Origin of the sequence: Kitasatospora sp. NPDC058406 (assembly GCF_042722765.1) — a bacterium.
Lineage (GTDB): Bacteria > Actinomycetota > Actinomycetes > Streptomycetales > Streptomycetaceae > Kitasatospora.
In genome coordinates, this window is the sequence record NZ_JBHXKE010000031.1 from 15859 (window position 1) to 27890 (window position 12032).

11 protein-coding genes are annotated in these 12032 nt (G+C 73.8%); 4 read left to right on the forward strand and 7 right to left on the reverse strand.

The window, feature by feature from the left end:
* The first annotated feature begins 89 nt into the window (after positions 1-89).
* Positions 90-1151 (forward strand): LLM class F420-dependent oxidoreductase, encoded by a 1062-nt coding sequence (locus tag ACFWOG_RS09060; RefSeq protein WP_380356277.1) that lies wholly within the window; start codon positions 90-92, stop codon positions 1149-1151.
* 16 nt (positions 1152-1167) lie between these two features.
* Here ACFWOG_RS09060 and ACFWOG_RS09065 read toward each other — a convergent pair whose 3' ends face one another.
* From ACFWOG_RS09065 to ACFWOG_RS09075, 3 genes are all read right to left on the reverse strand, one after another.
* Entirely contained in the window at positions 1168-2187 is a 1020-nt protein-coding gene (locus tag ACFWOG_RS09065) for a cytochrome d ubiquinol oxidase subunit II (RefSeq protein WP_380356280.1), read from the reverse strand.
* Positions 2184-3599, reverse strand: coding sequence for a cytochrome ubiquinol oxidase subunit I (locus ACFWOG_RS09070; protein WP_380356325.1), 1416 nt, complete (start codon positions 3597-3599; stop codon positions 2184-2186). Before ACFWOG_RS09070 ends, ACFWOG_RS09065 begins: the two co-directional genes overlap by 4 nt.
* A 70-nt stretch (positions 3600-3669) precedes the next feature.
* Positions 3670-4506: an SDR family oxidoreductase gene (locus tag ACFWOG_RS09075; protein WP_329881625.1), complete on the reverse strand. Its 837-nt coding sequence runs from the start codon at positions 4504-4506 to the stop codon at positions 3670-3672.
* A 312-nt stretch (positions 4507-4818) separates the two neighbouring features.
* Between ACFWOG_RS09075 and ACFWOG_RS09080 the strand changes: the two genes are divergently transcribed.
* Positions 4819-5361, forward strand: a complete 543-nt coding sequence (locus ACFWOG_RS09080; RefSeq protein ID WP_329952856.1) for a gluconokinase — start codon at positions 4819-4821, stop codon at positions 5359-5361.
* Between the two features lie 28 nt (positions 5362-5389).
* Here the strand turns inward: ACFWOG_RS09080 and ACFWOG_RS09085 are convergent, their stop codons facing one another.
* Positions 5390-6718, reverse strand: a complete 1329-nt coding sequence (locus ACFWOG_RS09085) for a DUF2254 domain-containing protein (RefSeq protein WP_380356284.1) — start codon at positions 6716-6718, stop codon at positions 5390-5392.
* Positions 6719-7005: 287 nt separating this feature from the next.
* Between ACFWOG_RS09085 and ACFWOG_RS09090 the strand changes: the two genes are divergently transcribed.
* Both ACFWOG_RS09090 and ACFWOG_RS09095 read left to right on the forward strand, forming a co-directional pair.
* On the forward strand, positions 7006-8370 hold the full coding sequence (locus tag ACFWOG_RS09090) for a glutamate decarboxylase (protein WP_329881628.1): 1365 nt from the start codon (positions 7006-7008) through the stop codon (positions 8368-8370).
* Positions 8371-8610: 240 nt separating this feature from the next.
* A complete protein-coding gene (locus ACFWOG_RS09095; RefSeq protein ID WP_380356327.1) occupies positions 8611-9312 on the forward strand; it encodes a phosphatase PAP2 family protein in 702 nt (233 codons plus the stop codon).
* A 7-nt stretch (positions 9313-9319) separates the two neighbouring features.
* On the opposite strand, the gene ACFWOG_RS09100 is transcribed toward ACFWOG_RS09095, so the two are convergent.
* The 3 genes from ACFWOG_RS09100 to ACFWOG_RS09110 form a co-directional block, all read right to left on the reverse strand.
* Positions 9320-10624, reverse strand: a complete 1305-nt coding sequence (locus tag ACFWOG_RS09100; RefSeq protein ID WP_380356330.1) for a glutamate-1-semialdehyde 2,1-aminomutase — start codon at positions 10622-10624, stop codon at positions 9320-9322.
* Between the two features lie 71 nt (positions 10625-10695).
* Positions 10696-11253 (reverse strand): dTDP-4-dehydrorhamnose 3,5-epimerase, encoded by a 558-nt coding sequence (gene rfbC, locus ACFWOG_RS09105; protein ID WP_329881629.1) that lies wholly within the window; start codon positions 11251-11253, stop codon positions 10696-10698.
* Positions 11250-12032 (reverse strand): polysaccharide pyruvyl transferase family protein (locus ACFWOG_RS09110; RefSeq protein WP_380356288.1); only part of this gene is annotated, 783 nt, incomplete at its 5' end. The genes rfbC and ACFWOG_RS09110, both read right to left, overlap by 4 nt.

Genomic DNA, 12032 nt, shown 5'->3' on the forward strand with positions numbered 1-12032 from the left:
CCGCCCCTCCCCGCGCAGCCCGCCCCTCCCCTCCCCGCACCGCACCGGGGCGGCCCGCACCGGGCCGCCCCAGGAAGGCCACCGCCCCGATGACCGCCCCGATGACCTCGCCGCCCCGTCCGCACGACCCGCCCCGTCCGCACGACCCGCCCCGTCCGCACGACCCGCCCCGCTGGGGCATCACCCTCCCGCTGCCGGGACTGTCCCTCGACCGGCACCGCTTCCTCGTCGAACGCCTCCCCGACCTCGGCTACACCGACGTCTGGACCGGTGAGGGCGGCGGCTCCGACGCCTTCACCCCGCTGGCGGCCGCCGCCGCGTGGTCCCCGGGCCTGCGGGTCGGCACCGGCATCGTGCCGGTGCACACCCGCGGCCCCGCCGTGCTCGCCCAGACCGCCGCGACGCTCGCCCAACTCGCCTCCGGACGCGTACTGCTGGGCATCGGGGCCTCGGTGCCCGCCCATGTCACCGACATCAACGGCATCCCGTTCGACGAGCCGTTCAAACGCACCCGGGACGTCCTGCGGTTCGTCACCCGGGCCCTGCGCGGCGAGCACGTCTCCGGCGACTTCGACACCTTCTCGATCGCCGGCTACCGGCTGCCGGAGCCGCCGGCCGAACCGGTCAAGGTGATCCTCGGCGCGCTGCGCCCCGGCATGCTGCGGCTCGGCTTCACCGAGGGGGACGGCGCGATCACCAACCTGCTGTTCCCCGAGGACGTGCCGAAGGTGCTGGACGCCGTCGGCCCGCAGCCGCCGGGAAAGGAGCTGGTGGTCAAGGTCTTCGTCTGCCCGACCGAGGACACCGAGCACGCGCGCCGCGCGACCCGCCCGTTCCTCGCCTGGATCCTCAACCGGGAGCCGTACCGGAAGTTCCACGAGTGGCTCGGGAACGGCGAGCTCCTCGCCGAGACCCACCGGCGCTGGGAGGCGGGCGACGTCGAGGGCGCGCGGCGGGCGCTCCCGGACGAGGTGGTCGACGGGCTGTTCGTCAGCGGCTCGCCGGAGGAGTGCCGCCGCCGGATCCTGCGCTACCACCGCCCCGGCGTCACCACCATCCAGCTGTACGTCTCGCTGCCGCCCGAGGTGCTCGCCGACCGGAACCGGCTGCTGGACACCCTCGCCCGTCTCGGCCCGGGCGCCGCGGGCTGACCGCCCGGCAGCGCCGTCAGCCCGCGACGTCCTCGTCGGTCAGCGGCTCCAGGACGCCCCGCGTGTCGAGCCGGTAGAGCACGGTCACGGCCGGGCCGATCAGGAGCAGCGCGACCAGCGACACGACGAGCATCCACTGCAGGGTGGCACTCGCCCCGACGGCCTGACGGACGGTCAGTGACGTGGGCACCAGGTAGGGCCGCTGGGCGACGCCCCAGGCGGCGACCGCCAGGGCGACGGCTGCCACCGCGCTGTACCGGGCCCGGCCCGGGGCGGGCCCGCCGACCAGGACGACGGTGACCGCTCCGGCCGCCGCCGACAGCAGGACGAGCAGCAGCCCCCAGCCGTGGGTGAGCCCGTGGTGCACGTACGAGGCGTCGTCGGCGGTCACGACGAGGCCCACCGCGCCGACGACCAGCAGGGCCCCGACGGCGATCCGGGCGCGCAGCCGGAAGTGGCCGACGAGGTCGTGGGCGCCGAAGCGGCGGGCGTCCGCGGTGAGGAAGACCGCGCCGAGCACGGCGGTCGCGCAGACGGCGAGCAGCCCGGCGGTCACCGACGTGGCGTTGGCCCAGGCGTCGGCGGAGGCGGTGGTGCCGGGGGAGACCCGGCCGGAGGCGACGCTGCCGACGACGGTGCCGAGGAAGAACGGGGTGAGCAGGGAGGCGACGGCGAAGGTGGCGCCGTAGACCCGGCGGGCGGCGAGAAGGCGGGCGGGTTTGCGCAGGGCGAACCCGGCGCCGCGCAGGACCATGCCGACGGCGGCGAGCGCCAGGGGCAGCCACAGGGCGGTGAAGACGGTCTGGAAGAACTCGGGGAAGCCCGTCCACATCAGCACCAGGACGAAGACCAGCCAGACGTTGTTGACCTCCCAGACCGGTGCCATGGCGTGGTCGATCAGCCACCGGGGGCGCCTACCCCGCTCGGCGCCCCCGGCCAGCAGGTCCCAGAACCCGGCGCCGTAGTCGACACCGCCGCCGCAGGCGTAGGCGGCGATGGCCAGCAGGAGCACCCAGGAGAGGATGTCGGCGGTCACCCGGCACCTCCGGGGGTGTGCCCGGGACCGGCTTCCGCAGGGGGCGGCTGCGCCCCGGCGCCGGCCGGTTCGTGGCGCGGGCCGTAGGGGGTGTCCGTTTCCGGGTTCTCGGCCGCGGCCTCACCGCCGTCGGCCAGGCGCCAGCGGGTGCGCATCTTGAGCAGCACGGTGAGGAACGCCCCGAAGACGAGGACGTAGACCACCACGACGACGCCGAACATCGTCCACAGGGAGGCCGCGCGGGTCGGCGTGACCGCCTCCGAGACGCGCATGTTCTGGTAGACGATCCACGGTTGGCGGCCGACCTCGGTGGTGATCCAGCCGCACTCCACGCAGAGCATGCTGGCGGCGCCGGCGAGGGCGGCGCAGCGGAAGAACCAGCGGGACCGCGGCAGGTCGCGGCGGCGCCACCAGCACCAGGCGTACCAGAGGGCCAGCACGATCAGGAGGCTGCCGATGGTCGCCATGATGTCGAACGCCCAGTGCACGATGGTGGCCTGGGTGGCGGTGGGGCGGTCGGCGGCGGGTACCGAGGCGAGGCCGGTGACCTGTGTGTCCGGCCTGAATCCGGCCAGCACGGAGTCGAGTTGGGGGATCCTGAGGCCGCCCTTGACGGTGCCGTCCTCCTGGAGGCGGCCGAAGAGGTACTCCGGCACATGGGTGTCGGTGTCCCAGACCAGCTCGGTGGCCGCGAACTTGACCGGCTGCTTCTGGAAGACCTGCCGTGCGATGTTGTCGCCGAGGAAGAACTGCAGGGGGGTGAGGACCGCGGCGACGGTGAACGGCACGGTGAAACCGAGACGGTGGTAGCGGCCGCGGCGGCCGCGCAGCCAGCCGACCGCGTAGACCCCGGCGACGACGTACCCGGCGGTGAGGAACATCGCGACGGTGAAGTGCCAGTACTCCGGCCCGAAGATCGGGGTGAAGATCGCCTGCCGGACGTCGACGTTCACGGGATCGCCGTCCGCGTCGAGGGTGAAGCCCTGCGGGGTGTTCATCCACGAGTTGGCGGCGATGATGCCGAACGCGCCGAGGAGGGCGGTGAGCGGCAGCGGCACGCCGAGCCAGAAGTGCGTCCACGGCTTCAGCCGGCGCCAGCCGTAGAGGTAGATCGCGATGAGGATCGCCTCCAGGAAGAACGCCCAGGCCTCGACGCCGAATCCGAGGCCGAAGACGTCTCCCCAGCGGCCCATCATGCCGGGCCACAGCAGGCCGAACTCGAAGGACAGGATCGTGCCGGTGACGACGCCGACGGCGAACTGCACGGCCATCACGGCCGACCACCGCCGCGCCAGCAGCAGCGCCGTCGCGTCGCCCCGGCGCAGGCCGCGGTGGTGCATCACCAGGGTGATGAACGGCAGCGCCACGCCGAACGGCACCAGCAGGATGTGCGAGGCGAGGGTGAACGCCATCAGCTCGCGGGCGGGGAGGAGCTGCGCCGGGGTGCCGGCGAGGAGCTGGGTCGCGGTGTCCACCTGCGGGTCAGCCTCCGGTGGCGAAGCCGGGGAAGAGCGTCATGCCGCCGTCGACGTAGATCGTGGCACCGACCACGTAGTCCATCAGGTCGGAGGCCAGTACGGCCACCGTACGGGCGATGTCCTCCGGGTCGCCGACCCGGCGGTACGGGATCAGCTTGAGCAGGTCGGCCTCCGACTCCGGGGTGTCCCAGGCGTCGCGGTTGATCGGGGTGCGGATGGCGCCGGGCGCGACGGCGTTCACCCGGATCCCCTGCGGGGCCAGCTCCTGCGCCAGGGTCTGCATCATCATCAGGACGCCGCCCTTGGAGGCCGCGTAGTTGACGTGGCCCGCCCAGGGGATGATCTGGTGGACCGAACTCATGCACACGATCTTGCCGGCCGAGCGGGACACCTCCGGGACGACGCCCCGGCGCACGAACTCCTTCGCGGCCTCGCGCGCGCACAGGAACTGGCCGGTGAGGTTGACCTCCAGGACCTTGTTCCACTGGTCGAGCGTCATCTCGGTGCTGGCGGCGTCACGCTGCAACCCGGCGTTGGCCACCAGGACGTCGACGGTGCCGAACTCCTCGACCATCCGGCCGACCATGGCGACGACCTGGCCCTCGTCGGAGACGTCCGCCTCGTGTGCGTACGCCCGCACGCCGTACGACCTGATCTCCTCGGCCACCTCCTCCGCGGCGTCGCGGCCGGCGACGTAGTTCACGACCACGTCGGCGCCCGCACGGCCCAGCCCGAGCGCCGTCGCCCTGCCGATCCCCGAGTTCGCGCCGGTGACCAGGGCCTTCTGGCCCCGGAGGATGGGCGGCAGCTCCGAGCGCGGCTCGTCCGCAGGTGAGGCCATGGTCGTCTCCCGTTCGTGGGCTCCCGTTCGGTACGGCGCCACGGTGCCGCCGCCGCCCGCGGGTCGGGGTTCGGCCCGCCGGTCGCTGGGCCGTCCGGCCCAGCGGCGTCCCTCCCGGGGCGTACCGCCCGCCCGTCCTTCCCCGTCGGCGCCCGACCGGTCAGACACCGAAGGGCCCCTGACCGGTCCGGTCGCTGGGCCGTCCGGGTGCACCGGTCGCCCCGTGCGGCGGCGGACGGACCGGATCCGCCCGCGGTGCGGGAGGGTGCTGCGGGGGGAGGTGCCCCCGGGGTGAGGACCACGAGGAGCAGGATGGGGACACCGGCGCCGGCCCCGGCGGTCGTGGTGGTGATGGGTGTCGCCGCCTCGGGGAAGAGCACCGTGGGCCGCCTGCTCGCGCGACGCCGGGGAGTCCCGTTCGTGGAGGGCGACGACCTCCAGCCGGCCGGGAACATCGCGCGGATGTCGGCCGGCGAGGCGCTCGACGACGAGGACCGCCGGCCCTGGCTCCAGGCCCTCGCGGCCCGGGTCCGCGCGGCGACGGAGCGCGGGGAAGGGGCCGTGATCGCGTGCTCCGCCCTCCGGTACGAGTACCGGCGGCTCCTGCGGGCGGCCGGGCCCGGCGTGTGGTTCCTCCACCTGGCTCTGGACCCGGCGGTCGCACGGACCCGGATCGCCCGGCGGACCGGGCACTTCATGCCGCCCGCCCTCCTCGGCTCCCAGTACGACGCGCTGGAGCCGCTGCGGGAGGACGAGCCCGGGCTGACCGTCGACGCCGCCCTCGGCCCCGAGGCGATCGTGCTCCTGGCCCGGACGGGTGTCGCGGAGTTCGAGGCCGGGGGACCGCCCGACTGATCGGGCGGGCCCCGGCCTCGGCGGCGGCCTAGGGGCCGGGCCCGTCGGCCGCCGGCGCGTCGGGGAGCGCGTCGGGGAGCGCGTCCCGGGTCTGCCGTCCCCCGAGACCCTGGGGGTCGGCCGTCCGTGCGCGGGCGCGGCGGGGGGCGTCGTCGAAGCCCCTCTCGACCGCGTCGCCGAGGAGGCGGAGTTCGGTGCGGAGAGCGGGCCGGCAGGTGTCGGGCAGCGCCGCGAGGAGGTCTTCGAGGAGGGACCGGAGCCGCCGGCAGACCTGGACGGAGCTCGCGCCGTAGTCGCGGATCTCGGTGACGCCGAGTTCGAGGTAGTCCTCCCAGGACCGGTCGGGCAGCACGAGGCGCGGCCGGCCGCGGTCGTCCGCGAGCACGTAGTGACCGCGCAGTCCGACGCGGCCGACGGCGTGCAGGAACGCCTCGATGTGGTTCAGCACCTGGACGGCGGTGGTGGGGTCGTTGACGGCGGGGGAGAGGGCGCGGATGGCGATGTCGACGAGGATGCGCAGGGCGAAGGCCGGGTCCTGTTCGATGGTCCGCTCCGCGCCGAGCGCGAGGAGGCCGGTCACCCGGTGCGGGTCGGGCGCGGCCGCGCCGCCGTGGACCCGGACGACGGTGGCGCCGGGGGGCACGAAGTCGCCGACGGGGGCGGCCAGGACGAGGACGCAGTCGTGCCGAGCCGCGAGCTCGACCATGCCGGGCGCGTCGAACGCCTGGATGACCCCTCCGCGTTCCGAGCGGACGAGCACCGCCGGGCCGTCGGCCGGCGGCGTCCCGCCCGGTAGCGCGGACGTCCGGAGGCGGGCCGCCGCGCGGTCGAGGACCTGTTCGCCCTGGCGCCCCACGATGTCGGCGATGGCCACCGGCCGCAGGTTGTGGGTGAAGCGGTTGAGGTAGATCAGCAGGAGCAGGAGGCTCACGGAGACGGCGACACCGGCCAGGGTCACGCCGAGGTTCGGCACGGAGTCGGTCTCGATGCTCCGCAGCAGCGTGTACGCGAACGCGAAGGTGCCGGTGAAGGTGGCCAGGACGGCCTTCTGCAGCCGGTCGCGGTACCAGAGCCGCATGTAGCGCGGCGAGAGCGTGCCGGTGGCCTGCTGGATGACGAGGACGCCGATGGTGACGACGAATCCCAGCAGCGCGATCATCGAGCCGACCACCGAGCTGAGGACGGTGCTCGCGGTCGTCGCGGAGTAGTCCCAGCTCTTCGGCAGCCAGGGCGCGCCGTCCACGGCCGCCGCCGCCTCGGCCAGCGCGACGCCGAGGACGAGCCCGAACAGCGGGACGATCCACAGGCTCGCCTTGGCGTACTGCCGCAGCCGGAACCGGGTGGCCCAGGACATCATGCGGGACCCAGCAGCACGGTGGTGTCGCCGGTCATCGCGGTTGTCCTCTCGATGGGTTCCGGGGCCCGTGGGATTCAACCGCGTCGACGAGTCCCGCAGCCGCCCGACGGGGCCGGACGCGGCCTCCGCCACCTGATCGGCCCTGCGGACGTGCGCCCCGCGGACCGCGGGTGCCGCGGCCGGAGGGTGTCGCCGCCCGCCCGGGACGGTAGGCCGTTCGGGTGCTTTCGATTCGGCTCATGAGTCCCGGGCGCGACTCCCGGCCCGGAACTGGTTGAGTCGCCGACATGAGCAAGAGTGACGTCGGGGCCCTGTTCGGCAACCGCTTCCTGACCGTGCCCGCCCCCTCGGAGACCTTTCCCGAGACGGGCATGACCGCGACGGACGCCATGCGGCTGGTGGACGAGGACCTCGTCATGGAGGGCGACCCGCAGCGCAACCTCGCCACGTTCGTCACCACGTGGATGGAGCCGGAGGCGCAGCGGATCATCGCCGAGAACCTGCACCGGAACTTCATCGATCACGCGGAGTACCCCATCTCCGCCGAGATCGAGCAGCGCTGCGTGCGGATGCTCGCCGACCTCTTCAACGCGCCGGGCAGGACCACCGGATGCCGGACCCAGGGCTCGTCCGAGGCGATCATGCTCGGCGCGCTGTCGCTGAAGTGGAAGTGGCGGGAGCGCCGCAAGGCGGCCAACCTGTCGGTCGACCGGCCCAACCTGGTCTTCGGCGGTGACGTCCACGTCGTGTGGGAGAAGTTCTGCCGCTACTTCGACGTCGAGCCGCGGATCGTGCCGCTCGCCGAGGACAAGTACACGATCGGCCCGGAGGACGTCGAGCCCCACCTCGACGAGAACACCATCGGCGTCGTCGCCGTCGTCGGCACCACCTTCACCGGCCACAAGGACGACGTCGTCGGGATCGACGAGCTCCTGCGCGGGATCCGCAGGAAGCGGGACCTCGACATCCCGATCCACGTCGACGGTGCCAGCGGCGGCTTCGTGTGGCCCTTCCTCTACCCGGACTCGAAGTGGGACTTCCGGCTCGAACAGGTCCGGTCGATCAACGTCTCGGGACACAAGTACGGCCTGGTCTACCCCGGCATCGGCTGGCTGGTCTTCCGCGAGGAGTCGGACCTGGCCGAGGACCTCGTGTTCTACGAGAACTACCTGGGCAAGACCGACGCGACGTTCACGCTGAACTTCTCGACCGGCGCGTCGATGGTGCTCGCGCAGTACTACAACTTCGTGCGGCTGGGCCGTCAGGGCTACACCTACGTCATGGAGACGATGCAGACGAACGCCCGCGCGTTGGCGGACAACCTGCGGGACAGCGGCCGGTTCGAGGTGATCGGCAGCGGTCTCGAACAGCTGCCGCTGGTCGCCTTCCGCCTCGCCGGCGAGCACTCCTACGACGAGTCCGACATCGCCTGGCAGCTCTCGGCCGAGCGCGGCTGGATGGTGCCGGCGTACACGCTCCCGCCCAACGCGGAGCGGGTGAAGATCCTGCGGGCCCTGGTCAAGGAGACCCTGAGTCGCGGTCAGATCGACCGCCTGACCCAGGACATCGCCGATGCGTGTGCCACCCTGGACCGCAAGGGGGCGACCACCGAGGTCGAGCGGGCCCAGGTCAAGCGCGGCAGCGGCTACTGACGGTCGCGGCCGGCGCCCTTCCGGGCCGGGTGACAGGGCGGCTCCCGCCGGCCGTCCTCCACGACGCCCGGCGCCACGCGCCGGGCGTCCGGCACGATCCGGCGACCCGATCCGGGCGGGGCCGGTCTTCGTGAACGGCTGCCGGCGCCGGTGAGCCGCTGACATACTCGGCCCATGCCTGAAGAGGTGCGGAGGCGACGTCCCGCCGTTGAGGCCGCAGGCCGATCGGACGCGGTGGGGGTGACCGGCCGGCCGGCGCCCGTGGTGCTGCCCCCGGCGCTGCGCGTGGGGCTCGGGTCGATCGCGGCCCTCGCCGCGCTGGTGGTCGTCCTGCTCGGGATCCGGTACGGCGACGCGGGCGGGCCCGGCAGGGCGGACGCGTGGATCCTGACGGCGGTGGACGGCGCGGGGCCGCCGTGGCGGTACGTCGCGCTGGCGACGGACTCCCTGGGGGAGCCGGTGGGCGCCGCGACACTGGTCGCGGCACTCGTGACGGGCTGCCTGCTGCTTCGTCGACCTCGCGCAGCGGTGTTCCTCGTCGTCGGCGTCGGCATCTCCGTGGGTGCGACGACGCTGCTCAAGCACCTGGTGGGACGCACCATCCACGGCGGGTACCTGTCCTACCCGAGCGGCCACACCGCCTTCGCCACCGCGCTCGCCCTCGTGGTGGCGATGCTCGCGACCCGCGGCCGAGGCCGGGACCGGCCCCGCCTACGCCCCAAGGCCGGGCCCCAGCTAGTGGGAGCCGCGGCGCTGGTCGCCGGCGCCGCCATGGGCTGGGCACAGGTCGCGCTGGGCGCGCACTACCCGACCGACGCCCTCGGCGGCTGGTGCACCGCGCTGGCGGTGGTACCGGCGACCGCGTGGGCGGTCGACCGGGTGGCCGAGGTCGCCCGGCGGAAGCGCAACCGACGTCACGTCACGTCGCTGCCCGAGACGTGACGCCCCGTCACACCAGGCGCCGGAAGACGGGCTTCACCGGCCGCCCGGCGAACCAGGGGGCGGGGTCGCCGGCGTCCAGCGCCTTCCGGTACACGGCACAGGCCCCCGCCACCACGTCGACGGTGCGGTCGATGTCGGCGTCGTCGAGCGCGCTGCTCACCACGAACGACGGTGCCAGCACCCCGCCCGCGAGGAGCCGGCTCAGGAACAGGGTGCGGTACTGCTGCGACGGCTGCCGGTCCTCGTCGAGGGTGGCGAAGACCAGGTTGCTGGCCCGGCCCCGGAGGACGAGGTGGTCGCCGACGCCCGCACCCGCGGCGGCCTCGCGGACACCGGCGGCCAACCGCTCGCCGAGCGCGTGCAGCCGAGCGGTGATGCCCTCCTCGACGTAGGTGGTCTGCACGGCCATCGCGGCGGCCAGCGCGTGCGTTTCCGCGCCGTGCGTGGTGGACAGGAGGAACACCCGGTCGCCGGAGTGACGCAGCCCGCCCCGCTCCATCAGGTCGCGGCGCCCGGCCAGGGCGGAGACGGCGAACCCGTTGCCCAGGGCCTTGCCGAACGTGGAGAGGTCGGGGACGACGCCGTACAGGCCCTGGGCGCCCGCCTCGGACCAGCGGAAGCCGGTGATCATCTCGTCGAAGACCAGGACGCAGCCGTGCCGGTCGGCCAGCTCGCGCAGGCCGGCGAGGTACCCGGGCGGCGGTTCGGTGTGGCCGGCGGGTTCGAGGATCAGACAGGCGATCTCGTTCGGGTACCGGGTGAGCAGTTCCTCCGTGGCGGCCAGGTCCCCGTAGGGGAACGCCACGGTGAGCTCGGTGGTCGCGGCCGGGACACCGGCGGACATCGGTGTGGTGCCGATGAACCAGTCGTCGACGGAGAAGAACGGATGGTCGCCGCAGAGGGCCACCCGCGGGCGCCCGGTGACGGCGCGGGCGAGTCGCACGGCGGCGGTGGTGGCGTCGGAGCCGTTCTTCGCGAACTTCACCATCTCGGCGGTCGGCACCGTGGCCAGGAAGTGCTCCGCGGCCTCGACCTCCAGGACGGACGGCCGGACGAAGTTGCTGCCGCGGTCGAGTTCCCGCCGCACCGCCTCCAGCACGCGCGGGTGGGCGTGGCCGAGGCTGACCGACCGCAGGCCGGAGCCGTACTCGACGTAGCGGTTGCCGTCGACGTCCCACACGTGGGCACCGCGGCCGTGGCTGATGACCGGGGCCAGGTTCTCGGGGTACTGGTCGTCGCCCTTGGCGTAGGTGTGCGCGCCCCCGGGGACCACGGCGTGCAGCCTCTCGTTCGCCGTCCGCGACCGCGGCAGGCTGAACCCGTCAGCGTCCTGCGGGCCCGAGGAGCCCCGCGAACCCCGGGCGTCCTGGCTCTGCTGGGTGCTCACGCCGACCGCCCCTCGTGCCGCAGGACCTCGGCGAGGCTCGGCGCCTTCCGGTCCCGCTCGGACACCGACACGGCGGGCAGCGGCCAGGGCACGGCGAGTTCCACGTCGTCGAAGGCGATCGTCACGTCCTCGGCCGGATCGTGCGGGCGGTCGATCCGGTACGAGACGTCGGCGGTGTCGGTCAGGGCCTGGAACCCGTGGGCGCAGCCCGCCGGGATGTACACGCTCACCTGCGTCTCGCCGCTCAGCTCGAAGAAGGCCTGGTTGCGGTAGGTCGGCGAATCCGGGCGCAGGTCCACGACGACGTCGAAGACCTTCCCGTAGGAGCAGCGCACCAGCTTGGCCTCACCGGCGCCGGAGCGCAGGTGCAGGCCGCGCAGCACGCCGCGGACCGAGCGGGACACGCTGTGCTGGACGAAGGCGGCCGGGTCGAGGCCGACCGAGCGGACCACCTCGGCGTCGAACGTCCGGCAGAAGAAGCCGCGTTCGTCGGCGTACGGCGTCGGTTCGAAAAGGTACGCGCCGGCGATCGCCGGGACTTCGGTCGCCTTCATGGAGCCTCCCGTGGTGCGTGGTCGTGGGTGTGGTCGTGTGCGTGGGTACGGTTCTGGTCGTGGGCGTGGTTCTCGGCGTGGTACGGGTCAGGGGCGTCGGAACGGGAGCGGGCGTGGCCGGCCGCCGGGAAGAGGGCCGCCGTCAGGGCGCTGAACTGCTGTTCCAGCTCCCGGCGGGCGGTCAGGTTCCGCTCGGCGAGGGTCCGCCGCAGCTCCGGCGACTGCTTCTCCAGCGCCCGGAACTGCTCGATCAGCCGGTCGGCGTCGACCTCGCGGGCCGGGTGGCAGTACTCGCCGAGCCCCATCCGGGCCATCAGCGCCTCGCTCTTCGCCGCGTAGCTCAGGGCGAGCGTCGGCGTGCCGGCCTTCAGCGCGCAGATCAGGTTGTGGTACCTGGTCGCCACCACGGTGTCGGCGGCGGCCGTCTCCCTCATCAGGTCGGCCAGTGAGGCCGGCGAGGCGGCGGTGAGCAGCGGCGAGTCCACCGCGTCGAGGATCGCGGCGACCACCGGCCTGTCAACGTCGTCGCCCATGAGCAGCCGGACCCGTCTGCCGTCCTCGACCAGCGCGCGGACGAAGCGGGTCGTCCCGTCGAGGTAGCGCCGGTGGATCTCCTCCGCCCGGGCGCGGTCGTCGTTCCCGCCGTGGAAGGCCATGACGCCGACGCAGACCGGGCCCGGCGCGGGCGGCGCGGGGGGGGGCGGCCGAGGGGGGCGGGGGGGGGAGGGCGGGGGCGGGGGGGGGGGGGGCCGGGCGGGGGGGCGGCCCCGCGCCCGCGG

Bases quoted from the DNA above. Each gene is read 5' to 3' on its own strand.
- ACFWOG_RS09075 (WP_329881625.1), bottom strand. From the start codon at position 4,506: ATGGCCTCACCTGCGGACGAGCCGCGCTCGGAGCTGCCGCCCATCCTC.
- ACFWOG_RS09060 (WP_380356277.1), top strand. From the start codon at position 90: ATGACCGCCCCGATGACCTCGCCGCCCCGTCCGCACGACCCGCCCCGT.
- rfbC (WP_329881629.1), bottom strand. From the start codon at position 11,253: ATGAAGGCGACCGAAGTCCCGGCGATCGCCGGCGCGTACCTTTTCGAA.
- ACFWOG_RS09085 (WP_380356284.1), bottom strand. From the start codon at position 6,718: ATGATGTCCTGGGCCACCCGGTTCCGGCTGCGGCAGTACGCCAAGGCG.
- ACFWOG_RS09080 (WP_329952856.1), top strand. From the start codon at position 4,819: ATGGGGACACCGGCGCCGGCCCCGGCGGTCGTGGTGGTGATGGGTGTC.
- ACFWOG_RS09090 (WP_329881628.1), top strand. From the start codon at position 7,006: ATGAGCAAGAGTGACGTCGGGGCCCTGTTCGGCAACCGCTTCCTGACC.
- ACFWOG_RS09070 (WP_380356325.1), bottom strand. From the start codon at position 3,599: ATGGCGTTCACCCTCGCCTCGCACATCCTGCTGGTGCCGTTCGGCGTG.